General features: G+C 30.1%; 24 protein-coding genes. 10 read left to right on the forward strand and 14 right to left on the reverse strand.

The window, feature by feature from the left end; translation table 11 throughout:
- Nucleotides 1-85: 85 nt before the first annotated feature.
- From Gromo_RS01660 to rho, 6 genes are all read right to left on the reverse strand, one after another.
- The gene (locus Gromo_RS01660) at nt 86-1,126 is read right to left on the reverse strand and encodes an FtsW/RodA/SpoVE family cell cycle protein (protein WP_231158733.1); all 1,041 of its coding nucleotides are present in this window, start codon (nt 1,124-1,126) and stop codon (nt 86-88) included.
- A 198-nt stretch (nt 1,127-1,324) separates the two neighbouring features.
- Nucleotides 1,325-3,025 carry a penicillin-binding transpeptidase domain-containing protein gene (locus Gromo_RS01665; RefSeq protein ID WP_231158734.1) on the reverse strand — a complete coding sequence of 567 codons (1,701 nt, stop codon included), beginning with the start codon at nt 3,023-3,025 and terminating at the stop codon, nt 1,325-1,327.
- Nucleotides 3,026-3,455: 430 nt separating this feature from the next.
- The gene (locus tag Gromo_RS01670) at nt 3,456-4,220 is read right to left on the reverse strand and encodes a rod shape-determining protein MreC (RefSeq protein WP_231158735.1); all 765 of its coding nucleotides are present in this window, start codon (nt 4,218-4,220) and stop codon (nt 3,456-3,458) included.
- Nucleotides 4,221-4,226: 6 nt separating this feature from the next.
- Nucleotides 4,227-5,282, reverse strand: a complete 1,056-nt coding sequence (locus tag Gromo_RS01675) for a rod shape-determining protein (protein WP_231158736.1) — start codon at nt 5,280-5,282, stop codon at nt 4,227-4,229.
- A 306-nt stretch (nt 5,283-5,588) separates the two neighbouring features.
- On the reverse strand, nt 5,589-6,389 hold the full coding sequence (locus Gromo_RS01680; protein ID WP_231158737.1) for a ParA family protein: 801 nt from the start codon (nt 6,387-6,389) through the stop codon (nt 5,589-5,591).
- Nucleotides 6,390-6,534: 145 nt separating this feature from the next.
- Nucleotides 6,535-7,782: a transcription termination factor Rho gene (gene rho, locus Gromo_RS01685; RefSeq protein ID WP_420797325.1), complete on the reverse strand. Its 1,248-nt coding sequence runs from the start codon at nt 7,780-7,782 to the stop codon at nt 6,535-6,537.
- Nucleotides 7,783-8,138: 356 nt separating this feature from the next.
- Between rho and rpmG the strand changes: the two genes are divergently transcribed.
- From rpmG to tsf, 3 genes are all read left to right on the forward strand, one after another.
- A complete protein-coding gene (gene rpmG, locus Gromo_RS01690; RefSeq protein WP_231158739.1) occupies nt 8,139-8,303 on the forward strand; it encodes a 50S ribosomal protein L33 in 165 nt (54 codons plus the stop codon).
- A 65-nt stretch (nt 8,304-8,368) separates the two neighbouring features.
- The gene (gene rpsB / locus Gromo_RS01695; protein ID WP_231158740.1) at nt 8,369-9,160 is read left to right on the forward strand and encodes a 30S ribosomal protein S2; all 792 of its coding nucleotides are present in this window, start codon (nt 8,369-8,371) and stop codon (nt 9,158-9,160) included.
- Entirely contained in the window at nt 9,150-10,016 is an 867-nt protein-coding gene (gene tsf / locus Gromo_RS01700) for a translation elongation factor Ts (protein WP_231158741.1), read from the forward strand. Before rpsB ends, tsf begins: the two co-directional genes overlap by 11 nt.
- A 207-nt stretch (nt 10,017-10,223) precedes the next feature.
- Here the strand turns inward: tsf and Gromo_RS01705 are convergent, their stop codons facing one another.
- Entirely contained in the window at nt 10,224-10,481 is a 258-nt protein-coding gene (locus tag Gromo_RS01705) for an NADH-quinone oxidoreductase subunit K (RefSeq protein WP_231158742.1), read from the reverse strand.
- Nucleotides 10,482-10,640: 159 nt separating this feature from the next.
- Entirely contained in the window at nt 10,641-11,552 is a 912-nt protein-coding gene (gene accA, locus Gromo_RS01710) for a carboxyltransferase subunit alpha (RefSeq protein WP_231158743.1), read from the reverse strand.
- Nucleotides 11,553-11,694: 142 nt separating this feature from the next.
- Between accA and Gromo_RS01715 the strand changes: the two genes are divergently transcribed.
- Together Gromo_RS01715 and Gromo_RS01720 are read left to right on the forward strand one after the other, a co-directional pair.
- Nucleotides 11,695-12,618, forward strand: coding sequence for a YgfZ family protein (locus tag Gromo_RS01715; protein ID WP_231158744.1), 924 nt, complete (start codon nt 11,695-11,697; stop codon nt 12,616-12,618).
- 183 nt (nt 12,619-12,801) lie between these two features.
- Nucleotides 12,802-14,142, forward strand: coding sequence for an acetyl-CoA carboxylase biotin carboxylase subunit (locus tag Gromo_RS01720; protein ID WP_231158745.1), 1,341 nt, complete (start codon nt 12,802-12,804; stop codon nt 14,140-14,142).
- Nucleotides 14,143-14,435: 293 nt separating this feature from the next.
- On the opposite strand, the gene Gromo_RS01725 is transcribed toward Gromo_RS01720, so the two are convergent.
- Entirely contained in the window at nt 14,436-15,185 is a 750-nt protein-coding gene (locus tag Gromo_RS01725) for a phosphoribosylaminoimidazolesuccinocarboxamide synthase (RefSeq protein ID WP_231158746.1), read from the reverse strand.
- A 161-nt stretch (nt 15,186-15,346) separates the two neighbouring features.
- Here Gromo_RS01725 and Gromo_RS01730 point away from each other — a divergent pair, with 161 nt between their 5' ends.
- The 5 genes from Gromo_RS01730 (at nt 15,347) to Gromo_RS01750 (ending at nt 19,723) form a co-directional block, all read left to right on the forward strand.
- Nucleotides 15,347-15,907 carry a toxin-antitoxin system YwqK family antitoxin gene (locus Gromo_RS01730; RefSeq protein ID WP_231158747.1) on the forward strand — a complete coding sequence of 187 codons (561 nt, stop codon included), beginning with the start codon at nt 15,347-15,349 and terminating at the stop codon, nt 15,905-15,907.
- On the forward strand, nt 15,879-17,093 hold the full coding sequence (locus Gromo_RS01735; RefSeq protein ID WP_231158748.1) for a peptidoglycan recognition protein family protein: 1,215 nt from the start codon (nt 15,879-15,881) through the stop codon (nt 17,091-17,093). Before Gromo_RS01730 ends, Gromo_RS01735 begins: the two co-directional genes overlap by 29 nt.
- A 55-nt stretch (nt 17,094-17,148) precedes the next feature.
- Entirely contained in the window at nt 17,149-17,706 is a 558-nt protein-coding gene (gene frr / locus Gromo_RS01740) for a ribosome recycling factor (protein ID WP_231158749.1), read from the forward strand.
- Between the two features lie 11 nt (nt 17,707-17,717).
- On the forward strand, nt 17,718-18,566 hold the full coding sequence (gene uppS, locus Gromo_RS01745; RefSeq protein ID WP_231158750.1) for a polyprenyl diphosphate synthase: 849 nt from the start codon (nt 17,718-17,720) through the stop codon (nt 18,564-18,566).
- Nucleotides 18,567-18,844: 278 nt separating this feature from the next.
- On the forward strand, nt 18,845-19,723 hold the full coding sequence (locus Gromo_RS01750; RefSeq protein WP_231158751.1) for a ParB/RepB/Spo0J family partition protein: 879 nt from the start codon (nt 18,845-18,847) through the stop codon (nt 19,721-19,723).
- Between the two features lie 201 nt (nt 19,724-19,924).
- Here Gromo_RS01750 and Gromo_RS01755 read toward each other — a convergent pair whose 3' ends face one another.
- The 5 genes from Gromo_RS01755 to Gromo_RS01775 all read right to left on the reverse strand — a co-directional run bounded on the left by Gromo_RS01755 (nt 19,925) and on the right by Gromo_RS01775 (nt 25,143).
- Nucleotides 19,925-20,305 (reverse strand): DUF4280 domain-containing protein, encoded by a 381-nt coding sequence (locus Gromo_RS01755; protein ID WP_231158752.1) that lies wholly within the window; start codon nt 20,303-20,305, stop codon nt 19,925-19,927.
- Between the two features lie 127 nt (nt 20,306-20,432).
- Nucleotides 20,433-21,209 carry a F0F1 ATP synthase subunit A gene (locus tag Gromo_RS01760; RefSeq protein ID WP_231158753.1) on the reverse strand — a complete coding sequence of 259 codons (777 nt, stop codon included), beginning with the start codon at nt 21,207-21,209 and terminating at the stop codon, nt 20,433-20,435.
- Nucleotides 21,210-21,328: 119 nt separating this feature from the next.
- Nucleotides 21,329-22,252, reverse strand: a complete 924-nt coding sequence (locus Gromo_RS01765) for a hypothetical protein (RefSeq protein ID WP_231158754.1) — start codon at nt 22,250-22,252, stop codon at nt 21,329-21,331.
- The gene (gene mbhE / locus Gromo_RS01770; RefSeq protein ID WP_231158755.1) at nt 22,221-24,536 is read right to left on the reverse strand and encodes a hydrogen gas-evolving membrane-bound hydrogenase subunit E; all 2,316 of its coding nucleotides are present in this window, start codon (nt 24,534-24,536) and stop codon (nt 22,221-22,223) included. The genes Gromo_RS01765 and mbhE overlap by 32 nt, the downstream gene beginning before the upstream one ends.
- A 190-nt stretch (nt 24,537-24,726) precedes the next feature.
- Complete coding sequence (locus Gromo_RS01775; protein WP_231158756.1) at nt 24,727-25,143, reverse strand: acetyl-CoA carboxylase biotin carboxyl carrier protein; 417 nt, start codon at nt 25,141-25,143, stop codon at nt 24,727-24,729.
- Between the last annotated feature and the right edge of the window lie 4 nt (nt 25,144-25,147).

Here is a 25,147-nt window from a genome sequence, read left to right on the forward strand (position 1 = left end):
AATTTCTGTATTAAAGAACTATTCTTTTCAAGAATGAGCGATAATTTTCAGGATTCACTACTATTGAGATTGAAAAAACTGTCATTTACAACTGTCTTTCTGTATTTGATAAAAATGATCCTATGCCAACTGAAAATAATAGATAAGAACTACCTCCATATGACATAAACGGCAAAGGAACTCCAACAACAGGAATAATTCCAGTAACCATACCGATATTAATGAATATATGGAAAAATAACAGATTTGCAAATCCCATCATGACTAATTTATGAAAAATGCGAACATTCTTCATAGATAAAAACATAGCAGATATTACAATACACATGTACGAAACTACTAAACAAAAACATACCAAAAATCCCCACTCTTCTGCAACAAGTGAAAATATAAAATCTGTACGCTTTTCTGGTAAAAAGTTCAAAATCGACTGAGTGCCATTAAGAAAACCCTTTCCGTATAAACCTCCAGATCCAATAGCAATTTTTGACTGAGATATTTGATATCCCGCACCTAAAGGATCATTCTCAAATATTAAATTCAATATCCTTGCTTTCTGATATGGTTTTAAAAATCGCCAAAGAATAGGAAGAGAAGTCGTCGTCACAATAATCAAAAATATGAAAAAGTTCTTATGAAGGCCAGCGAAAATTAAAATACTTCCACCCAATGCAATTAAAATAACTGCAGTACCTAAATCAGGCTGAATTACTACAAGTATGAAAAGTAAAAAAACCGCCAACATTGGAGGAATCCACTGTATCCACCGAGTAATTTGCTTTATATCATGAAAGTATCGCGCCATGACGAAAATCACAACCATTTTTGCAAATTCTGAAGGTTGCAAATTAAACGATCCTATTCTGAGCCAACGAGTAGTACCTCGTCCAGATCCAAAAAATCTCAGCGCAACAAGCAAAATAGCAACTACAAAAAACATAACATATGCAGAACGATAAAAAAATCCAGTCCCATAAATATACATGTATGAGATAATGCACACACCAAAAAACATAAATATTGATTGCTTATAGGTAAAAATCATTAAGTTATCCAGTACAGATCCGGAATATATATTTACCAATCCAAAAGCAGAGATTAAGCAAAAAAATAAGAAAATTAACATGTGCAACAAAAAATGCTTTTTTCTAAAAATATAAAACACTGAATGCTACTCACACATCGTTTGATAGTAACATACTTTCTGATGCGAGTATATTAAAGATAAAAGCTTTTCTGATAATTTTCATATGATTCACAAACATCATCAGGAAATTTTGAAATTTTTTGAAAATTTTATCTGTATAATCATTAATGATTTTATCTAAAGAGATTTTTCTCCATTTATAATAGAGTTAAATATTTTCGCGCATAGATTTACTGAGAATTTTCCCCATCCACCGTGTTCGACTATAATACACAAAGTGTGATAGACACCGTTTATTTCTCCACTACAAACGGACATCGAGTGATCTTTTTCCCACCAATCATTTGCTTGATTAAGTAATTTTTTTCCTTCACTATCACGTTTCACTTTAACGACCTGAGTAGTAGTAGTCTTCCCAATCAATTCAATCCCATTAACATAAGATTTGTAGCTAATACCAGTCCCTATAGAGTCATTAAATGCACGATACATTCCACTCAAAACGAGATTCATATCATCTATTCTCACATTAAGCCCAGAAACACTATTAGAACTTCCTTTTATTAAAGTCGGAACTACCGCTTTATTCGTTACTAATCTCGTCATCATAGTACATAAATGCAGAGCTGTAGTAGAAAAATACCCATGACCTATACTAGCCAAAACCGTATCAGCCAAGTACTTAGCTTCTCTCTCATCTGGTAATACTCCTGTTTTCAATTCAGGGATCAAATCAAAATCTTGGTTTATTCCAAATTTTCTGAAGAATTCAGACATTCTCTTTATTCCCACCATTTGTCCAATATTGTAAAAAAAGATATCACATGAGCACGCAATTGCTTCTTCTAAATTGACATAACCATGACCATTTTCTTTCCAACAGTGAAATACATGTCCTCCAATAATCATCGATCCAGCACAGTGAAATCTACTATAAGAGTCGATCTTTTCGTAATGAAGAGCAGATAGACCTATGACCATTTTCATGATAGAACCTGGCATATACAATCCAGAAAATGCTCGATTAACTAATGGGGAAAGTGGATGCTGAAACAAATTAATTCTATCGGTTTGACAAGATAATAGTTCATAGTCAAATGAAGGATATGAACAAGCACTCAATATTTCTCCATTTTCATTCATAATCACAGCACATGAAGCAACTGTATTTTTCTTTAATGTATTAAAAACTATTTCTTGAATATTAGCATCGATCGAAATATTAACGTTTTTTCCTGAAATCGGATATTCAGTATATAGAAATTTCTTAACATTACGACTTGCATCCACTTCAAATACATGCTGCCCATCAGTTCCAACTAACTTATCTGACATCATTTTTTCTATTCCAGACTTCGGCTTATTATCTTTATCAATATAACCCAGAACGTGAGCGCATTCGTATGGTTTAGTGTAAAATCTCTTATCAACTTGATCGATAAAAATATTTGGCAGCTCAAATTTTCGCTCTTCAATATCTATCATCTCATCCCATGTCAACTCACTAGCTAAAACGCACATATAACATGAATGTTTCTTACGAAGAAGCAAAATATCATCAAAAGAATTGATGCGCGATTTTGGTGAAATTTTCTTCAATTGTTGAAGAGTATCTTTAATTTTTTGTTCATCTTTTGCAAAAATAATCACTCTAAACAACTTGTCATTACCAGCTAGCATTAATCCATTTCTGTCAAAGATCTTGCCTCTTGGATGATTAATTTTTATGCAAGTCACCGAATTATTTCGAGATATCTTTGAAAATTTCTTAAATCCTTTAATTTGCAGAAAAAATAATCTGTGTATAAGAATTATGAAAAAGATTAACTTGCCAACCAAAAAGATAAAAAGTCTCCTAGAGAAAGAAAACTTACTCATATCAATTTTTTCCTTTTTCGATTAAACACATGTAAGAAAAAAACATAAAATAACAAATTAGCAAAAAATCCAATCATATATTTTTGAGATCCAATATCATTGGAACAAAAATACTGAATAAATATCAATGTTGTATCAAATATAAATTTCAATAACTCGTTACTAATCATAGCTCTTTTAAAGAAAATTGACATAAAAGAACTCAGCAGCAAAAATATAGATTGCATTTTATTAAAACTACTTAAAAATGATATTGCAAAAATCATATAAAATTTAAATTTTTTTCTTGAAGCTAAGATATAAGAAACAGTTATCATCGTATTAAATTTTACGAAATTTGAAAATAAAAAAAGGTCGATAAAATACAAAAATACTACAATCAAGTAATCATAAAATCGAGCAAAATTACATTTGTAATTGTTATATAAATTCATAATCGCCGCCTTGTTGAAAAAGCTATAGTTGGCAAAATTACCAAACTTGACACAACATATTTATCAACATTTTCGTGTTGTATGAGACTATTAACTTTGCCTACAAAAAAACTCTTGTCATCTATTTTTGTTATTACATCCTCTCCGATCTCAAATTTATCATTTGAAGACTTTGAGTTGATTATGAGCTCTCCACCATTTCCATATGCAATTCCTTCAGAATTACTTAAAAAGCCCTTGATTTTTATTTTAAAATCCTTGTGTGAAATGGATATACACCTACAATAACAATCATTAATCGATACTACTCGCCCAACAACTCCATCAACACTGAGAATAAGATCTCCTGATTCAACTCCAATTGTAGATAAAAATAAAAATTCATTTCCTGGCAAATTAACGACTCTTGCAAAAACAAAAGAATTCTTAAAATCTATGTCATTTTGCTTGAAAAATAAAGCAAGTTTGTTTATCTCATCATTGAAATCAGTTTCAGACTTTATATCTATCAATTGCATCTTCAATTTATCGTTTTCTCTTTGTAGAAATTCATTTCTGTATTTTATATACAGTATGTTTGAACAAAAATAATAGGATTTCTTTATCCATAATGCAAAAAAATCAGAAGGCATAAGCAGGTAATCAAAAATCCATTTAGTATGAGTCAAAACAAAATTTTCGCAAACGTTATGAAAAGATATGAATAAAATAGTCACAATCAATTGCAAAAAATCTCCAATTTTATTCTTATTAAAAAACATATTAAATTAAATTGATAATGAACACAAAACACCAGACAATCTATCCATGTCTTCTATAACTTTTCCAGTACCATTAACAACACATAATAATGGATCATCTGCAACTCTAACACTCAATCCAGTATCTTCTGATACAGCAATACTGATATTTTTTAAGCAAGAACCTCCTCCAGTCAATACAATTCCATTCTCTGATATGTCTGCAGCTAATTCTGGAGATATATTGCTCAAAACACTTCTAATTCCAGAATTTATATCATTAATACATCCTTTCAAACTTTCAGACAATTCTCTTTGGCTTATCGTTATCTCTTTTGGAATTCCTCGAAATATATCTCGTCCTTTTACACATATTACATCTTCTTTTTCGTTCTTCAAGATCTTTGCACACCCAATTTCTTTCTTTATCCTCTCAGATGAGTATTCTCCTATCAAAAGATTAAATTTATCTTTAATATACGATGTTATACTTTCATCCATTTTATCTCCAGCTACTTTTATAGATTGAGAAAAAACGATTCCACCCAAAGCAATAACAGCAATCTCAGTTGTACCTCCTCCTATATCAACAACCATGCATCCTTTAGCCTCTACAACATCCAAACCAGCTCCTATAGCTGCTGCCATAGGCTCTTCTATCAAAAAAACCTCTTTTGCACCTGCAACAATTACAGCTTCTTGAATAGCTCTTCTGTCCACCAAAGTTGCTCCATATGGAATGCATATAACAACTCTTTTTTTTGAGAAAATCCTTCTTCCATAAGCTTTGATTATTGATTTTTTCATAAAATACTCAATCATTTTCTCAGCAACTTCAAAATCCGCAATAACTCCATCTTTCATTGGCCTTACAGCAATAATTCCACTTGGAGTTCTTCCTATCATCGATTTAGCCTCATATCCGACAGCTAAGACCATCTTTTTTTCTTTGTGAGCCGATAAAGCAACTACAGAAGGTTCATCTATAACTATTCCCTTTCCCCTAACATAAACCAAAGTGTTTGCAGTACCAAGATCTATACCTATATCGCAAGAAAAAATGTTAAATAAATTCTTGAACACAACAATAAAAAAGCTCTCTTATAAGAGTAACGTTTTTTATACATAAATCAACGGGATTTTAAAAAAATGCAATCCTTTAACACATTAAAACCATAAATTATTTCGATAAATAGATTTGAATATGATTATGAAAAATAAAATTGCTTTTTTGCAAAAACAAAAAAGATAATGTACTTTCTTTTTCAATACAGAATAAACTCAAATTACAAATTCTTATATTTTTTTGTAAGATTTTACTACTTTATTACATCAAAGATGTATATATATTTATTTCACAAAATCAACATCGTTAAAACTTAATTCATTTTAATTACCTCTGTTTAAAAACTCTTTTGAAGCTTCAAAAAAACAGTCACTAACGAAGTTTTTAGAATCGTATATTACAAGTGGCTTTCCAAATGAAGGAGATTCTGATACTCTCACACTTCTAAAGATTTTGCTTTCATAGACTAATCTTCCCAAATGAGATCTAACATCATTTTCTACTTCGAAACTAAGAGAGTTCCTCTTATCAAACATCGTCAGAATTATTCCTTCTATTTCTAAATCTTTGTTTTTTTCTTCTTTTATTAACTTAGCATTTTGTATCAATCTACTCAATCCTTCAAGTGCATAATACTCAGCCTGAAGAGGAATTATTACTTTTGCAGAAGCGACCAAAGCATTTAATGATAAAAGACACATCGAAGGAGGGCAATCAATAAAAACATAATCATAAAGAGAGCAAATTTCTCTTATTACATATTTTAAAAAAAACTCTTTGTAATCAAATTGAACTAAATCTAAGAATGCAGCTGAAAGATCTTGAGAAGAAGGTATTATATCAACATTCTGTATGCAAGTTTTTGAAATGACTTGCCTAAAAGAGGATTTTCCGAAAAGAAAATCATGAACACTTGCAGATCTATTTTTTACACCCATTCCAGTAGTTGCATTTGCTTGAGGGTCAAAATCGATCAGCAAAACTTTTTTATTCATTAATCCTAAACAAGCTGCAATGTTGATAGAAGTTGTCGTTTTTCCCACACCACCTTTTTGGTTAAAGAAAGAAAAGACATTTGAACAAACAGGTAAATTTTTACAATCACTCACTAGAAATGTTTTCATTCCTTCTCCATTTTATTAACAAATTCTGAAAACTTGCAAAATTAAAGAGATTTTACAAAAGCTTATCAGTAATTTATAAAAAAAACATGACATATCGAGTTTTTTCTCGAATATTAGATCATTATCCATAGTAATTTCATTTGTTTCATGTATTCATTTGATGAAAAAATTCTTCATTTGATGAAGACTTCTTTATTTTATCTATCAAAAAATCCATTCCTTCAACCGCACCCATAGGAGATATGACTTTTCTCAAAATTCTCACTCTAGAAATTTCATCATTTGAAAATAGCAGATCTTCTTTTCTTGTTCCTGATTTATTTATTTCTATACAAGGAAAAATTCTTTTTTCCTGTAATCTTCTATCTAAAACCAACTCCATATTGCCTGTACCCTTAAACTCTTCAAAAATTACTTCATCCATTTTTGATCCTGTCTCTACTAGAGCTGTTGCTATAATAGTCAAAGAACCACCTTCTTCTATGTTTCTAGCTGCTCCAAAAAATCTTTTTGGTTTTTGAAGAGCTGTAGAATCAACACCACCAGTTAAAACTCTACCGGAAGAAGGAATAAATGAGTTATAAGCCCTCGATAATCTAGTAATTCCATCCAATATTATAACAACATCTTTTTTCATCTCAACCATTCTTTTTGCTCTTTCAAGCAATATCTCCGCAACCATCACATGTCTTGAAGGAGGTTCATCAAATGTTGAAGATATAATCTCAGCTTTTACTGATCTCATCATATCTGTCACCTCTTCTGGTCTTTCATCTATCAAAAGTATCATTAAATGAACATCTTTATGATTTTCTTCCACCGCTTTGGCCAATTTTTGCAAAATCGTAGTCTTTCCTGCTTTAGGAGGAGCAACAATGAGTCCTCTTTGACCAAATCCTATAGGAGCAATCAAATCGATAAGTCGAAGAGTTACATCTGAATCCTTTTCAAGATGAAGGTTTATTCTTCTAGATGGATAAATCGGAGTGAGATCTCCAAAACGCTTAATTCCAGCTCTCATTGAAGCTTTCTTTGCTGTTTCTAAATTAATCTGTAAAATTTCTTTACAAGAAAAATATCTATCACTTTTATTTTGATGAAAAATCTCACAAGTAATGAAATCTCCAGTTCTTAGACCAAAATTCACAATCTGTTGTGGAGAGATGTATATGTCAAAACCACTAGGAAGATAATTACTCTCCTTATATCTCAAAAATCCAAATCCTTCTTGAAATACATGCAAAACACCGTTAGAAATCACACTTTCTTTGGTAGAGTTAATAATTCCAAAAATTAAATCCCTTTGATTTAAGAAATCATCTTGAATTTCTTTTTTCTTAGCAATTTTTTCTAAATCAAGATAACTTGATGATATTAAACTTTCTAAAATGATGTTTTTCAACGAATTAAATTTTAAACTTCATTCTTGAATGATACAATTTTTAGAATCTTTCTAACAAGGTTTTTATAACAATAATAATAATAATATAAATATATGTTGTTTATGGAGCTGTGGATAAATACCAATTTTTCATAAAATCTATAAAATTACTCAATATTATTGAGTATTTTAACTTTTTTGAGGTATGTGAGTAATCTGTTGAGAATTTGTGAATAATTTTGTTTTTCATTTTTTTATTCACACTTTATCAACAGGATATATACAAGATATATACAACATATCAACAGATTTAAATAATTGAATTTTTGAAAAAAAAAAGTACAATGTAGAAAATATTTTTCGTAAAAATGGCTGCTAAGAAAAAATTGCATGTAAAAATGAAGAGTACTCAATCTCATTTTTTTTATGTCTCAAGAAGAAATCCTAAGAATACAACTGAAAAACTTGTGTTAAAAAAATATGATCCCGTCATTAGAAAGCATGTTGATTTTAAAGAAGCTTCTCTCAAATAGTGTTAATGTTAGTTGATATTTTTTGTTTTTTTTGATAACCTGCACCAGTTTTCTTTTTTTCTTTTATGATATCGCCTAATTTTTCGGTTCAAGACATGGTTGATGCAAGGTTGCATTGGGGGCATAAGTCCAATAAACATAATCCCCTTATGGATGAGTATATATTTAAGAACAGTGGCGGAATATCGATAATAGATTTGAGAAAGACATATAAATTAATGCAGGATGCTTTATCTTTTCTTTACAAGATGGCTAAATCTGGAGAGAGAATCCTTTTTGTTGGAACTAAGGAAAATGCTTGTCATATAATAAAAGAAACTGCTGAATCTACAGGTCAATACCATGTTACTAGCAAATGGCTTGGAGGAATGTTGACTAACTGGTCAACAATAAAAAAATCTATAAAGAGAATGGATGATCTTGAGCAATTTCTTCAAAAAGATTCTTATACCAAAAAAGAGAAGAGTATTTTTTCTAAAGACCTTGAGAAATCAATAAAAAATCTAAGTGGTGTCAGAAAAATGAGCGACTTACCTAAAGTTTTAGTGGTTTTGGATGCAAAAAGAGAAGTTGTTGCCATTACGGAAGCTAAGAAGATGAATATTCCTATCATATGTATCGTTGATACAAATGTTGATCCGAGAGGAATAGAGTATCCGATTCCTGGAAATGATGACAGTGAAATTGCAATTTCTTTTTACTTTCATCATTTTAAGGATGCTATATTGCAAGGTTTGAATGATGGTTTATCATCAGTTAAGAATAAAACATTGAAAGAAGCTAGTGTTGAAGAAGAGTTGGTTAATACTTTTAGTCAGGACTCAGACGAAGGAAAAGGAGTTAAAAATGAACACTGAGCTAATAAAAAAATTAAGAGATATGACTTCGGCTGGTTTATCAGATTGTAAAAAAGCTTTAAATGAAACTGATGGTAATTTGGATGAAGCTCTAAAGTGGCTTCGTGCAAGGAGTTTGTCTATTTTAAACAAAAAATCCGATAGAGAAACATCTGAGGGTTGTATTGTTTTAAAAGTTTTTGATAACTTGGGTGTGATGTCACATGTGAAGTGTGAGACAGATTTTGCTGCAAAAAGTGATTCTTTTTTGTTTTTTGTTAGGAATTTCATTAATTTTATGCATAAAAATTGTAGTTTAGATAGAAATCAGATCGAAGAGCATTTTAAGTCTACGTTAGCTGATGTGAGTAATGAAGGTTATTGCGCTTTATCTTTAGGTGAAAACATAACTTGCGGAGATTTCTTTGCTGTGAAGGGTGAAAATATTTTTTCCTATGTTCACGATCCTATCTGTTCAAAAAAATCTGACATCGATCTTGGAGTAAAAATCGGAAAAGTTGGTGTGATTTTGTCTCTAAAATCTGATTGTGATACTAGTGATTTGAATGAGATTGCAACAAATTTGTGTATGCATATAGCCTATCATAAGCCGCAATTCATGAATAGGGATGAAGTTTCACAGAAGGTAATCGATGAAGAATCATCGGTTTTGATAGAGAAACTTAAGCAGAGTGGAATTGAAAATGATCCTCATTTTGAGGCTAGGCTCGATAAGATTTTACGAGGAATTTGTTTAAATGATCAGAATTTTGTTAAAGATGAGAAAATAAGTGTTAAAACTTATTTAATGAATGAATCAATGAAATTTGGAAAAGATATTGTTATCAGTGATTTTATGGTCATGAGCGTGAAGTAAATATTTTTTGATTTGGACAATCTGTACAACTTGATATTGTGTTTTGTTAACAAAAATCGATAAAGTTTAATCAATTTTTCAGTGAATTTTCACTTTTCTGCAATTTCTCAATATTAATAATAATAGAGTTTTTTTGTATAAAAAAATATTATAAACGAATAATAGATCAGCCTATGTCAAGATGTGAGCAAAAAATCTCTCATTAAGTCAATGAATCCATTGGGATATAATTATCATAAAAGTTGCTAAACTTATAACGATTGAGGTCAAAATCATCGCTTGGGCAAGTGGATTTGACATTTTTTTTGTGCTATTTTTGGTGAGAATTAAGTTTGTGATTTTATCAAAATCAAGAAATTTTTCGATTGTAACAACATTTTTTGTAGAAAAAGCCTTATGGAGAGTCAGTTTTGAATCTATCAAATTTGCAAAAATATCAGAAAAGTTCGCACGGAATTGTTCCACGTGGAACAATTTAACGAAGATTGCATTATACCTGAGATTTTTTTTAACAATTCTTAGGACATTTTTATCCTCTTTTGAACAGAAATTTTTATGCTTTTTTTGATTTTTGATGCGAAATCTTTCTCCAAAATATGAAATTGAAAATTTTTGAGTCTTGACTTATATAAAATTTCTTGTCATTGCTAGAAATTTGCTTTTTCTATTGCTTGCGTTATCACAATTTTGCATAGCAGAAATTTCTGCTAAAATTACTCGCTTTACATTTTGAATTGTATCGAAGTGATTTCTATGAGCTCCACCAATAGGTTCTTCGATTATTAAATCTATAATGCCCATCTTAAGCAAATCTTGTGCTGTTATTTTTTGATTTTTCGCTGCAATTTCCTTGTAATTTGTATTTTTCCACAAAATGCTTGAACAACCTTCTGGAGAAATAGTAGAGTACACTGAATGTTCGAGCATTATAACCTTATTAGCTAGAGAAATTGCAATTGCACCTCCAGATCCGCCTTCACCTATGATGACTGATATATTCGAAACATTCATTTCAACGGATTCGTACATTGAGCGTGCTATAGAGTAGGATTGACCTCGTTTTTCTGCTTGAAGTCCGGGAAATGCTCCTGGAGTATCTACCAGAGATATGATAGGCATTTTAAAATCTTGTGCTAATTTAATTGCTCTCATGAATTTTCTGTATCCTTCAGGGTGAGACATTCCGAAATTCGTCTTATTTTTGCCGCTTTTGTCATTTCCGCATATTACAACAGAAATTTTGTCTATTAGTCCTATTCCACATACCATTGCATTATCGTTACCGTTACATTTATCACCTAATATTTCAAAAAACTCTGATGTCATGCCGTTTATATAGTCACGAACATTTGGTCTGTTTTCATGTCGTGCAACCAAAACCTTTTCCCACGGAGACAAATTTTGGTATATTTGTTGAAGCATGGCATTTCTCTTTATCATTAGTAATTCAGCTGATTTTTCATTCTGATTTAGAGAAGAAATTTCATTGTCGAGCTTTTCTACTTCTGATTCAAAGCTCAAGTATTTTATGTTCATTTTATCATAAATATTTTTGCAAATCTTATCAGATATTTTGGGAATTTTATATAAATTCAAATATTAATAAATAGAATTTTGAGCAAATATAGTCATTTTGTCACTGTATAGTATACTATGGCAAAGTGTGAGGATTTTTTGCATGAACAGAAGTGTGATTTCGATTTGTGGTAGAGATTCAATGAGTTTTCTTCAAAGAATGGTATCACAAAAAATATCTTTAAACTCTTGCTATTCATTGCTTTTAAATCGATCTGGATTTTGCTTATATGATTTTTTTGTAATTCCTGTTGAAAATGAATTTCTAATCGATATCGATTTAGAGCGTTCCGATGATTTTATGGAGCATCTTAGAAAATATATTCTCTCTAGTGATGTTTCCATTAATAAATGCAACTTTCAAGTATGCTCATCAAGAAATTTTCTTGATGTTGGGGTGTTTATAAAAAATGAAATTTTTGATGAAAGTATTTACGAAAAATCATCCGAAAATAGAGAAATTATTGCTTATAGAGACACTAGATTTTTTGACATGGGGTATAGATACATAATAAAAAGCTTCTTCTCGACTGATAATTTATATGAATTTGATGTGTACTCTGATTATAAAAAAAGAATGATCGAAAATTGTATTCCAAATAAAATCGTTCCTGAAATTTACACACCATTTCATTATAATTTACATAAATTGAATGCAATATCTGATAAAAAGGGATGTTATGTTGGGCAAGAATCAATTAACAGATTCAAGAATTTTGAATCTATAAGAAAGAGGTTAGCTTGTGTTTCATTCAAGAAAGCTAATGAAAACGATTTCGCAGAGTATATCAATATAAATCAGTTGAATTTAAATGATTTATTTTGTTTATGTGAAAGTGTGATGAATTTAAGCACAAAATGTTTGAATGAATTTGAAGAGTGTTTTGTTAATTTTGATGAAAGCATAATTTGCTTGAAAATTGTTGACTCATGTCATATTGGAAAAGAGTTTACGTTTTCATTTCTAGATCAATTATGGAATGTATGTATATATATTCCCAACTACATGCAAGAATTAACAATCTAAATTCGATGAAGTTGGTGCGAAAAAATTTCTGAACTTATGAATTGATTTTAAAGGTTTGTATAACTTTTCATGATATTACTTTTACTTTACGATTCTATAGATACAATAAATTGATTTGAAAAATACACACTTGAAGATTATGCGGTTTTGTTTAAACTATCGATATTGTGTTTGATTATTGAAATGTTTAATAAAATTTTGATTGCTAGCAGGGGTGATGCCGCCTTGCGAATAGTCCGAGCGTGTAAAGAAATGGCAATAAAGGTCGTTTCGGTTTATTCTACAGCTGATGCAAATTTACCTCATTTAAAGATGTCTGATGAAACTGTGTGCATAGGAGGTCCGTTGCCAAAAGATAGCTATCTTAATCTACCAAACATAATGTCTGCAGCGTGGTTAACTAATGTAGATGCAATACATCCAGGAATCGGTTTTCTATCAGAAAATGATGAATTTGCACGTGTTGTTGAAACTAGTGGATTAACATTTATAGGCCCATCTCCTGAAAGTATTGCTATGATGGGAAATAAAATTTCAGCAAAAAAAGTTGCAAAAGAAATGGGACTTAATGTTATTGAAGGTTCGGATGGAGCTGTCTCAAAGACAGAAGCTGATTTTTTTGCTAACAAGATTGGCTATCCAGTTCTCGTCAAAGCAGTTGCTGGTGGTGCTGGAAGAGGTATCAGAATTGCTCATAATAGAAATGAACTTATATCGGTGATTGAAAATGCAAAAAGTGAAGCCAAAAGTTCATTTGGATCGGATGAGATATATATCGAGAAATATCTCCCAACTCCACGTCACATTGAGGTACAAATTATATGCGATAAACACAGGAATGCAGTCCATTTAGGTGAAAGAGAGTGCTCGATTCAGAGGAAATATCAAAAATTATGGGAAGAAGCTCCTTCTTCAAAATTAACTCCTGATGAACGTAAATTTGTATGTGAAATGGCAAGAGATTTTGCTCAAAAAATGAATTATGTGGGTCTTGGCACTATGGAATTTCTATACCAAGACGGAAAATTTTACTTTATGGAAATGAATACTAGATTGCAAATTGAACATACTATTACTGAAATGGTGACTGGAATTGATTTAGTCAAGGAGCAAATAAAAATTGCTGCTGGAGAAAAATTATCCTTTCACCAGTCTGATGTGAAAATTGATGGATTTGCAATAGAATGTAGAATTAATGCAGAAAATGAGAAATTTGTATCATCACCAGGTTTGATAGAAGAATATGTTGTTCCAGGTGGATATGGCATTCGAATTGATAGCTACGCATATGCAGGGTACAAAGTTCAACCATATTATGATAGCATGATATCGAAATTGATAGCTTACGGAAAGACTAGAAGTGAGTGTATTAGTAGATTAAATCGAGCTCTGGATGAATACAAAATTTCTGGAATAGATACCAACATTTTACTACATAAGAAGATGATTTCTCTTGATGAAATGCATAATGCAGATTATAATGTCAAATCGCTCGAAAAATGGATTGAAACTGGAAAAATTTGAAGATACATTTTAGTGATACTTTATAGATAATCAAAAGCAATATATTTGAGAGTTAAATGAGATAGTTTTCTGAATTGATTCAAAAAAATCACTATTATTGATAGACATCCCAAGAATGATTGTTGAGATCAAAAATACAAGGCTATTGCGTCAAATCGAGAGAAAAAAAATGTACTATTTATCTGCGTGATTCCTGAATTTTTGAAATTATTTTTCTAAATTTTCTCTATCATTGATTTATAGTAAAATGCTAGTTTCATTTGCAATTTTTGTATATTGATACAAATTTTAACTTATTGATTATTTCTTACTTCTTGCTTGAATTTTGTAATTCCTATTCTGTCGATAAATGATCGATAAATACTTAGTAACTCCTTTACGTCATTTTTTTTGCTAAAATCAATCTCTCTTTGTAAGTCAGATAAATTCATAGAGTCCAAAGTAATAGAATCACCTAAAATAATACTCGATTCTCCGAAATCATCTTCGTATTTTCCAAATTCAAAAGAAATGTCATGCAATTTCATATTCATTGCAGAAAAAAAACCCTGAAAAAAGTCATTTACTCTTAGAGAAATAGACTCCATACACTCTAAATCATCTTTTGTTGCCCAAGAAAATGCAAGTATATGATCGTTATTTACCATGTCATCAATTTTATCACTATTGTTAAAGTAAAATTCCATGATTGGATCGTCAAATACTATGAACTCGCTAATTGCAAATTTCTCAAACATTTCATTTGATGGACTATTTCGAATAACTATTCTAAAAGGAAACATTTCAAGTGATCGAATTAATTGCTCTTTAATATTTATTATGCGAATTGAGTGAGTTTTTATACCAATAAGATTAAGTTTTGACATAAAATATTGAGAAATTCTGTTATTAAAACATCCTCGTCCATTAACAGAAAAAGGCTTGCCATTTATTAAAACTTCATCTTTAAATCGTTGAACCAACGTATTTCTCTCTGGTCCATGAAATAGGATTTTATCCCTTCCTTCATATATCTTATTTAGCCAATTATTCTTCATTATCATATCAATGATTCGAATTGTATAGATTTATATATCATATATACACACTATATACGATGTAATAAAGTATTATTAATTTCCTATTCAATATAATAAAATTATTGAAAATATCAAAAATACTTTTAATAACTGTATAATGTAGCCTAGATCAAGATAATTTTACTATGACCGACAACAATTTACTACAGAGAGTTACAGAAGAAAATGGCAATATAACATCAGTAAAATCATTATTAGATGGAAAACTACATGGAGAGAGTTTTACATACAAAAATGGCATTTTATCTCAACGTGTGTCTTACAAAAATGGCTCTCTTCACGGATCAATGGAGATATATGAAAATGGGGCATTAATGCTAATTACAAATTACGAAGAAGGTAAGAAAAATGGAGTAGAAATCATATATGATTCAAAAAATCATCTTCCGCTATCACTCACAAATTATATGAAAGGAATGCAACATGGACCATCTTTAACATACCATTCAAATGGCATGATCATTACGTATACTCAATATGCAGATGGATTGAAAAATGGAGTTTATAAAAGATATGGAAAAAATTCCAATATAGAATACGAAGGACACTACGTAAAAGATAAAAAAGAAGGTATTTTTAAGACTTATCATGAAAATGGAAAGATTGCAATTATTGAACTATACCAAAGTGGAGCTCTGGCATATCCAATAAAGGAGTATGACGAAGACGGCAAGGAAAAAAAATAGTAAAATTGATTATGTAATAAGATCTATTGCAATAATTATATGTTATAGCAATATTAAAAAATTGACTACAAGACATGAATTACACACAAAAATAAAAGTACAGGTCCAAAATGCTTTGGCAAGAATAGAAAAAACATCAAATATGAAATCAGTAAAAACATATGATGTTCTGTCTTTATTTGAGTTGAATTTTTACACTAATCTCATTTTACAAGGAATAAATGTAAGCTTTGAATACTTCGGAATCGTTCCCATGATCAACTCTACTCACTCAGCCCAATCGTTTATGAAAAACACATTTTCTCCATTTATTGTCTATCATCATACAGGTACAGATTCTCTTTCATCAGTAATACATAGCTTTAAACGTAAAAAAGCATTCTCTCATCTGCTAATTGCAGTTGAAGGTACTGTTTTTGTTATACTTCCACTATGGTGTACTGCATATCACGCTGGATATGGAAAATTCTACATAGAAAATAAATTGTTTAGCGATTTTAACAATTGTTTGGGAGTTGAGTTTGTATCAAATGGATTTGAACAAATATCGACAGTACAACTGAACTCTAATACAGAAAGCAATCAATTCATAGTTGGTAATACAAAGTTTTTTCCATTCTCTTCACAGCAAAATAAAGTTGCAAAAATTCTACCAAAAATATGGATGCAGGTGTCAAAATGCAAAAATCAATCCCCTTTGGTTGTTTCTCATAATTTAATCGACCCTTTTCGAAAATTTGATTGCAATCCTCTTGTAGATATAGCAAGTATTAATTTATCTGTAAACAAATCTCTTAAGGTAGAAACAATTTCTATTAATATAGCAGATATTAAAAATATGGATACACAAGTTCAAATAGCAAAATTACAAGAATTTTTGATAAATAGGTCAAATTTGATAAAGATTTTCAAATCTCTAAATATATTTATTCCAGAAAATTACACCTACCTACATGTTTTTCTGGCAATAAGAGCTGTGATATGGAATTTGTGTTCTATGAACGATTTTATTCATCAAATGTCCCTAATTTCAACAGTTGATAAGCAAATAACTCGCTACTGCATGCTAATAGCATATGATATTTTTTTCAATATAAATGATCATCATTTGAAAAATAAATATATTGTAGAATCAATACTTGTGTTGATCGAATTTGTAGAAAAACTCAGTTCATCACAAAATTAGTATGGTCTTTGTTTTTAATTCAATCTAATATTAGTTGTATGAAATTTATTTCAGTATGTTTTCTGATATAAAAAATAGAACTGATAATGGTATGAATAAATGTTTCGAGCATTTTCGAGAAGAGCTTTCAAAGCTTCGAAGCAATAGAGCATCTATTGGTATGGTCGATTCTATAAAATTCAAAGACTCTTACGGTGGAGAAACTATGATAAAACATTCAGCTAATCTCAGCTCATCAGATATGTCAATAACAATTCAACCTTGGGATCCAAAAAATATTCCTGCTATTTCTAAAGCAATTATTGATGCTAATATAGGTTTAACCCCAAACTCATCTGCTACGTCTATTTTAATTCAAATTCCGAAACTCACAGTGGATAAGGTCAAAGATATAGTAAAAAGAGCAAACGTACTTGCAGAAGAAGCAAAAATTTCTATTCGAAAGATCAGACAAGAATCAATTGATGTTATAAAAAAATTAAAGCAAAATAAGAGCATATCTCAAGATGATGAAAAGCGATTCTCTGCTGAAATACAGAAAATAACCGATCATTACTCGAAAAATGTAGAAGATTTACTCAAACATAAAGAAATTGAATTGTCAAATTTGTAAGTTGGAGGCGTATGCATATAGCCATAATAATGGATGGAAACAGGAGATGGGCAAAGGCAAATGGAGCCTCTCTTTTGACTGCTTATCGTAAAGGAGTGAGTGTTTTAATGGATATTGCCAAATATCTTGCTTGTCGTAAAGATGTGCACGAACTTACTGTATATGCATATTCTCTTGCAAACATTAATCGCTCTCAAATGGAGAAAGAAGTCATGAGTACAGTGTTTCAAGAATCTCTTAAAGAAACTAGAGAAATTTTTGTGTCCCATGATATTAAAGTAAAAATGATTGGTAGAAAAGATTCTCTTAGTAAAGATGAATTAAATCACATAATAGAACTTGAAAATGCAACTTATAATTGCCAATCATTAATATTAAACGTTTGCTTTTATTACAGCGGTCAATGGGAAATTGCTAACGCTGTCCTTCAGTTATTCAGGAATTTCTTTGAAAATCAACATTTGATGGAGTCTTATGATTCATATATGCATGAATGCAAAAAAAATTATGAACAAACAAATGTAATAAATCGAAATGAGTGCAGTGAAAGTGTTGTTCCAAATGCAATCTCAAATTCCCTATCTAATAAACATTTTTCTGAATTCAAAAATCAAAATAATTGTTATCCTCAATTTATGAACATTGATGAAATACAAAAATACTTGTCAGAACATTTGCTCAGAGATGTCGATTTATGTATTAGACCAAGTGGAGAACAGAGACTGAGCAATTTTTTGCTATGGAGTAATGCTTATGCTGAATTTATGTATTCTCAGACTCTATGGCCGGATTTCTCGATAAATGAATTAAATATTATGATTCAAGAATTTTATAATCGTGATCGACGATTTGGGATATGAGACAGAAAGCTGTTGAAATATTTTTTTGAATGTCAAGCAAATGACATGATAATCATATTGAAAACAAAAAAAGTATTCGTTGAATTCTGAAAATTTTGATATTGTATTTTTTATTAAAAATTACATTCATGTAATGAGTCTCAATATCAAATTCATTATCATTTAGCTTTTTCGGTAATACTTATAAATATTTTTTTAAATATATATTTACGTTTTTTCAATTATTGCTATATACATTAATTCTCAGTAAAATGTCAAAATAATTGTGAAATGGTTTGATGAAAAGATCAGTTCTTGGACAAGGGTTATCAGCCTTGATTGGCAATCAATCATCAAATATTTCTGATGTACTATGTGATGATATTATCCTTAATCCTTACCAACCAAGAAAATTCATCGATGAGATTAAATTACAGGAATTATCACATTCTATCATTGCAAATGGAGTAATTACTCCTATTATTGTTCGCAAGTCCTCTGATGGAAAATTTGAATTGGTGGCTGGAGAACGAAGACTACGTGCTGCAAAAATTGCAGGATTGAGCAAAATCCCAGCACATATTTTATCTGTTACTGATGATATTGCTTGTGAAATGGCGTTGCTAGAAAATATTCAGCGAGAGGATTTAACTATAATAGATGAAGCTCATGGTTATCAAAATCTAATTACTGTTTTTCATTACACTCAAGAGAAAATTGCTGATCGTATAGGTAAAAGCAGAAGTCATGTGGCAAATATTCTAAGAATACTGAATCTACCAGAAAAAATTCAATCAATGATTAATGATGGATTACTTTCTTTTGGTCATGCAAAAATTCTCCTTCAGTCAAAAAATTGTCTTCAAGATGCGGAAATGATAGTTACAAAAGGCTTGAGTGTGAGAGAGTATGAAAATATTACCAAAGGAGCAAGTGATTTTTCAAAAAAGATTGAAAATCTGAAAAATTTGACAGTCAAAGACTCTTGTAATGACAAATTAAAGAAAATTTCAGTGATTGAAGATCAACAAGAATTGACTAGAATTCAGGATTTCATTGCTGAGAAACTAAATCTTAGCGTTAAGGTAGAAGCTCGAAATGAAGGAATAGTTGTTGAAATATCATGCCAAAATGCATTGGAAATTAGTCGAATTTTGAAAATAATCTCATTATCTTGATTGTTGTTCATTCAATATCATATAATTCGTAATTGAAATCTGTCCTTGAATAATTTAATTAAGGTCGCTTTGTGAATTTTACAAATAAGTGTAAAAAAAATTGAGAAATCTTTGATGATTTGAGAAATATTATTATCGAAATACATTTAATAAACAACATTTCATTCAAAAAATACTTTTATCAACCTTGTTTTTTTAAATTTACTCAGTGTAAGTTACAGAATGCTGATCTTCTTCTTCGATTTCGATTCTTCCCATAGCAAATTCACACATGCAATGAGATTCTTTTGTCAAAATTGGTTCACCGTTATGTCTGATTGTTTTGTGCCCTCTGCTCCATGGAGCATGAACTCCAGGTTTACAAGGTCCTTTAAATCCCGTAAATGTTGGGAACCCTAATGGATTTAGAGGTGATCTGCATTCATCAAAATCAGGAATGTTCTCAAATGGTTTGAAGTCCATGACTGTTAAGATTGCTCTATTCTTTGGTCCAACAGTATCGTGGTTAGTTTCTTTCAGTGTTTTATGCCTTATAGGGCTATGATGGCATTTCACTCTTACTCCAGCAAATATCAGATCCATAAATTGAATTTTAAGGCATGTAGTGCATTATAACTGGAAACATCTTTAATTCTAGTTAAATTCATTATCTTTATAACAAGATTTGAAAATAAAAATTGTCATAGTATATTTATTCCAATTTGATGAGTTAATGCGATCCTAGATTTAATGCATCTCCGATATATATTGATGTCAGCGTTACAAATATGTAAGATTGTAAAAAAGCAACCATTATCTCAAAACCAACCAAAATTACGTTTATCGAAAATGGCAAAACGCCAATTGTTATTCCCAATATTATCACAAAACTCGCGAAAACTTTGATCATTGCATGTCCTGCAACCATATTTGCAAAAAGTCTTATTGCTAAGCTAAATGGGCGAGAAATGAATGAGATTATTTCGATTGGAATTAATATTGGGAGTATATATTTCGGAGTTTCTTTCGGTATAAATATCGATAAAAATTTTAATCCGTGTGCTCTAAATCCTATTATAATTGAGATTAAAAATGCAAACATTGATAGAAATGTCGTGACAACAATTTGTGCAGTGAACGTGAATCCAAATGGAATCATTCCAAGCATGTTTCCCATCAAAATGTAAAAAAATAAAGAAAATATAAATGCAGAGTACTTCTCTCCATCTTTCCCTATGTGCTCATGAACTATTTTTTTCACAAATTTTATCGCTATTTCTAGCATAATTTGTTGTTTTGTTGGAGTCCCATTGATTTTTCTACAGCAAAAATAAGTGATCGAGATGAATATTATCACTCCCATAATCATCATTAACGCTGAATTAGTCAGCGAAATGTCAATGCCGAACAAATGGACATCAAAGATCTTTTTTATCTTAAACTGACTTATTGGATCGATCGAAAATTCACTCAAATTAATCATGTCTTTTATGTTTGGAAAATTCATTACAAATTCAACAAAATTTACTGATAATAACACGAAGTAGTACAATTAAAAACAAGATTAAAGATTATTATCTCAGAAGCAAAAAACTCCTCTTAAATTGACAAAAATCTCTCATTAAGTCAATGAATCCATTGGGATATAATTATCATAAAAGTTGCTAAACTTATAACGATTGAGGTCAAAATCATCGCTTGGGCAAGTGGATTTGACATTTTTTTTGTGCTATTTTTGGTGAGAATTAAGTTTGTGATTTTATCAAAATCAAGAAATTTTTCGATTGTAACAACATTTTTTGTAGAAAAAGCCTTATGGAGAGTCAGTTTTGAATCTATCAAATTTGCAAAAATATCAGAAAAGTTCGCACGGAATTGTTCCACGTGGAACAATTTAACGAAGATTGCATTATACCTGAGATTTTTTTTAACAATTCTTAGGACATTTTTATCCTCTTTTGAACAGAAATTTTTATGCTTTTTTTGATTTTTGATGCGAAATCTTTCTCCAAAATATGAAATTGAAAATTTTTGAGCGCAATTTTCTGCTCCTAGCTTGTATTGTTCATGTGCTATTTTGTTGATTTGTAAAGTGTTTTTATACAAAAAATTTATTTCATAATATATTTTTGCAAAAATCTTATTGTTCATATTGAAAAATTGTAGAAAAACTGGAAATTTACTGAAAAATTGATCAAAATTCATTGAATTAATAAAACATAAATCATTCTCATTTGTGAAAAACTCTTCTGGTACAAGATAATTTTGCTCATAACTCAATAATTCATCAATTGAAAATAATTCATATTTATTCATTTTCCAATTCTTTACAAAATTAGAGTTTGGCTCTGTAACTTTATCGGAAATTGTTTTATGCAAAAATGCGGGTGAAAAACTTTCAAACTCCCCGCAAGCTAGTATTAGCAAATTAAATCCGTAACCTAGCAATGTTAGTCCAATAATTTTTCGAACTTTACACTCTGAGAGTAATGTATATATTCCGCAACCTATAATGCAGCTAAATGTTGTGACTATTGTTATATAATCCATTTTTTAGTAGACCAATCAAAGATATTACGCTTAACATTATTCCGCAATCAAAGAAAAGTGCAAGAGAGATATTGTTTATCATATTTGTAAAGAATGTTTTTTCAAAAAACAAAGGTGTGACCGATGTGATAATCGATATAGCAATACTCATTTTTAATATTCTCATAAATGTTTCGTTCTTTATGTTGAATTTTAAAAATTCGTGTACTTCACAAAATATCAATATCAACGATAAAATGAGTCCTGCAATAAATCCACCACCTGGAACGTTGTGTCCATTTATTAGCATGTAAAATGATATAAATACTAAAATGATAGCAAGGATAATTACTGCATTATAGAGAAAATTGACTCTAGATAACGAATGTTTTGGAATGGTGATATTTTTTGATTTTAGGACTGAAAATATTATGAGTCCAGAAATTATGAGAACCATCATTTCTCCCCATGTATCAAATCCTCTATAATCTGTTATTATCATGTTTACTACGTTGGGGGCATTGTTACATGATTTCACATATGAATTTACAAGTGAATTATTAAAATCCAATGTACTCATCGATATAAACAATAAAAATATGCAAAATCCAAATAATATTGAGATATATTTGCTATTTTTACTTAATTTTGTAGAATTTAATTTGACATTCTTAATCAATGTCATCATAAAAATCAAGCTTATTGATTCACATAAAAAGTGAGTGATAGCAACATCTATTGCTCCTATAGATAGGTAAATCATTCCTACTCCTGTTCCAACTAATCCAGCAAAAATGACCGTCATGAATGTGCTTTTTTGTCTCATGAGTAACATTAGTCCAAATAATGTTAGTATATTTGATATAAGCACAAAAATATTTGGACGTTTTATATATACAATTGTAAATGAACTCCAATCTATGAGAGCTAAAATCAGTGCGCTTATGATGATACAACTTGTTTTTATAATTTGCGATAAATTATCATGCGGAACTAAGTGTCTTATAATTTTTTTTGATATTAATCGTGGAATTCTTGCAAATTCTTCGTTTTTTTGAAATTCAGGTGTTTTTGTCTTTATAAATATAAGTACAAATACAATAAGGATTGTGCTTCCGTAGAAAAATATGTAACTCTTACAATTTGCATGTGATAAATTTTGACCATAATTTGCAAAAAATATCCTAAAACTGATAATTGTTGCAAGAAATGTTAGAGCCATTCTAGAATGTAGCAATTCAATGACAAATATTAACAATTTTCTCAAATTGATGTGTGTTGATATAAGCGATTTAGAGAAAATGTTCCACGTGGAACAATTTATTAAATTTTGATTTATACTCTTGATAAAGAGGTGAAAAAAAATTGAGATATTGAATGCATGAACGATAATTGTGAATAATGAAAATCTGTTATGTATGAACCATATGCTCTTTGCTCCGTTGATTATTGGTAACCAAGTTGCTGTTGATATTGCAATTACTAAGTATAAAATATCTTTTGTCGCTATTGATATATTATTTCTAAGAACAAATCCTTTATTTGATGTAAGAACAAATAATGCAGATTTGTATAAAGCGTGGAGTGATAAATTTATTAGGATTGCTTCGATTGCATTATCAATAGTGTCCTTTGTATACAACGCACATATACATATGCTAAATATCATTGCGCTCACTTGATTCATTGTTGTAATTGCTAGTAAATGCTTAATATGAGAAGCATTTTTACTTTCAATTGCATTGAATATCGTACTAATAATGGATATTGTTAGCATTATTTTGTACATTAAGCTAAATCCATCAAATTGAAGAAGTCGCAGCATTAGGTATGTGCCAGCTTTTATTAACGTGCAAGAATGAAGATATGCGCTTACTGATGCGCTTGCGCTCATTGATCTGACAAGCCAAAAGCTGAGAGGGAATTGCGCTGATTTTACTGCAATTGATATCGATATGAAGATTGAGGCCAAAAATTCTGAAAATGGAGGCAATGTAATGTCAGATAGATCTGAGAATCTATAAATATCATTATGTTGAAGGACTAAAAATCCAATCAACATAAATGAGCTACCAAACATATTTGAAATAAAACCAGTGATGGCATCTTTTTTTGATTTGTTGTAAAATCCTACTAGAAAATAACCTATTATTGATAGAGCTTCCCAAAATGTGAAAAATACAATTAAATTGTTTGATATTACGACTCCACACATTGCTATTCCAAGTAGAAATATTGCTGAAATCAATTTTTTATCACTAGTATTGATAGCAATAAAAATTCCAATGATGATTGTTACGGTCAAGAATGTTATGGTTATTGAGTCAAATTGAGAGAAAAAAATGTTTTGAAAAAAATGTACTAATTCATTTGCGTTATGCACGAATTTTTGAAATTACTTTTCTAAATATACATTATATCTGGGAAATGTTGAACATGACTACGTAATTGCAAAAGTAGTATGAAATAACTCAGAGCTGGTAAAACGAAATGAATCACTCAAATTCAAGCAAAACCTGTCCATACTCAACTGGTGATCCATTGATAACATGTATCTTCTTCACTGTGCCATCAAAATTTGCTTTTATATCTTGCATTACTTTCATAGCTTCAACAATGAAAAGAGTGTCTCCATTTTTCACTATAGATCCAACTTTGATAAATGGCTCTGATTCTGGAGATCTTGCTAAATAGCATATGCCAACTGCGGTAGATTTGAATTTTTTTGTTGAATCCATTTCAACGGTTGGAGCAGACTGTTGCTGATGAATTGAATAATCAGCAATATTTTGTTGTAAATTTTCCTTTTTCAGAATGATCGTCATTTCGCTGTTTGAGTATTCCAGATGTGTCAATTTGTTTCTATTAAAAATCTCTTCGAGGTATGGTATGTCTATCTTATTATCCTTCATATTT

The sequence above is a fragment of the Candidatus Gromoviella agglomerans genome (assembly GCF_021065005.1).
Taxonomy (GTDB): domain Bacteria; phylum Pseudomonadota; class Alphaproteobacteria; order CAJXXZ01.

Bases quoted from the DNA above. Each gene is read 5' to 3' on its own strand.
- Gromo_RS01660 (WP_231158733.1), bottom strand. From the start codon at position 1,126: ATGTTAATTTTCTTATTTTTTTGCTTAATCTCTGCTTTTGGATTGGTA.
- Gromo_RS01665 (WP_231158734.1), bottom strand. From the start codon at position 3,025: ATGAGTAAGTTTTCTTTCTCTAGGAGACTTTTTATCTTTTTGGTTGGC.
- Gromo_RS01670 (WP_231158735.1), bottom strand. From the start codon at position 4,220: ATGTTTTTTAATAAGAATAAAATTGGAGATTTTTTGCAATTGATTGTG.
- Gromo_RS01680 (WP_231158737.1), bottom strand. From the start codon at position 6,389: ATGAAAACATTTCTAGTGAGTGATTGTAAAAATTTACCTGTTTGTTCA.
- rpmG (WP_231158739.1), top strand. From the start codon at position 8,139: ATGGCTGCTAAGAAAAAATTGCATGTAAAAATGAAGAGTACTCAATCT.
- rpsB (WP_231158740.1), top strand. From the start codon at position 8,369: ATGATATCGCCTAATTTTTCGGTTCAAGACATGGTTGATGCAAGGTTG.
- tsf (WP_231158741.1), top strand. From the start codon at position 9,150: ATGAACACTGAGCTAATAAAAAAATTAAGAGATATGACTTCGGCTGGT.
- accA (WP_231158743.1), bottom strand. From the start codon at position 11,552: ATGAACATAAAATACTTGAGCTTTGAATCAGAAGTAGAAAAGCTCGAC.
- Gromo_RS01715 (WP_231158744.1), top strand. From the start codon at position 11,695: ATGAACAGAAGTGTGATTTCGATTTGTGGTAGAGATTCAATGAGTTTT.
- Gromo_RS01720 (WP_231158745.1), top strand. From the start codon at position 12,802: ATGTTTAATAAAATTTTGATTGCTAGCAGGGGTGATGCCGCCTTGCGA.
- Gromo_RS01725 (WP_231158746.1), bottom strand. From the start codon at position 15,185: ATGATAATGAAGAATAATTGGCTAAATAAGATATATGAAGGAAGGGAT.
- Gromo_RS01730 (WP_231158747.1), top strand. From the start codon at position 15,347: ATGACCGACAACAATTTACTACAGAGAGTTACAGAAGAAAATGGCAAT.
- Gromo_RS01735 (WP_231158748.1), top strand. From the start codon at position 15,879: ATGACGAAGACGGCAAGGAAAAAAAATAGTAAAATTGATTATGTAATA.
- frr (WP_231158749.1), top strand. From the start codon at position 17,149: ATGTTTTCTGATATAAAAAATAGAACTGATAATGGTATGAATAAATGT.
- uppS (WP_231158750.1), top strand. From the start codon at position 17,718: ATGCATATAGCCATAATAATGGATGGAAACAGGAGATGGGCAAAGGCA.
- Gromo_RS01750 (WP_231158751.1), top strand. From the start codon at position 18,845: ATGAAAAGATCAGTTCTTGGACAAGGGTTATCAGCCTTGATTGGCAAT.
- Gromo_RS01755 (WP_231158752.1), bottom strand. From the start codon at position 20,305: ATGGATCTGATATTTGCTGGAGTAAGAGTGAAATGCCATCATAGCCCT.
- Gromo_RS01760 (WP_231158753.1), bottom strand. From the start codon at position 21,209: ATGAATTTTCCAAACATAAAAGACATGATTAATTTGAGTGAATTTTCG.
- Gromo_RS01765 (WP_231158754.1), bottom strand. From the start codon at position 22,252: ATGGATTATATAACAATAGTCACAACATTTAGCTGCATTATAGGTTGC.
- Gromo_RS01775 (WP_231158756.1), bottom strand. From the start codon at position 25,143: ATGAAGGATAATAAGATAGACATACCATACCTCGAAGAGATTTTTAAT.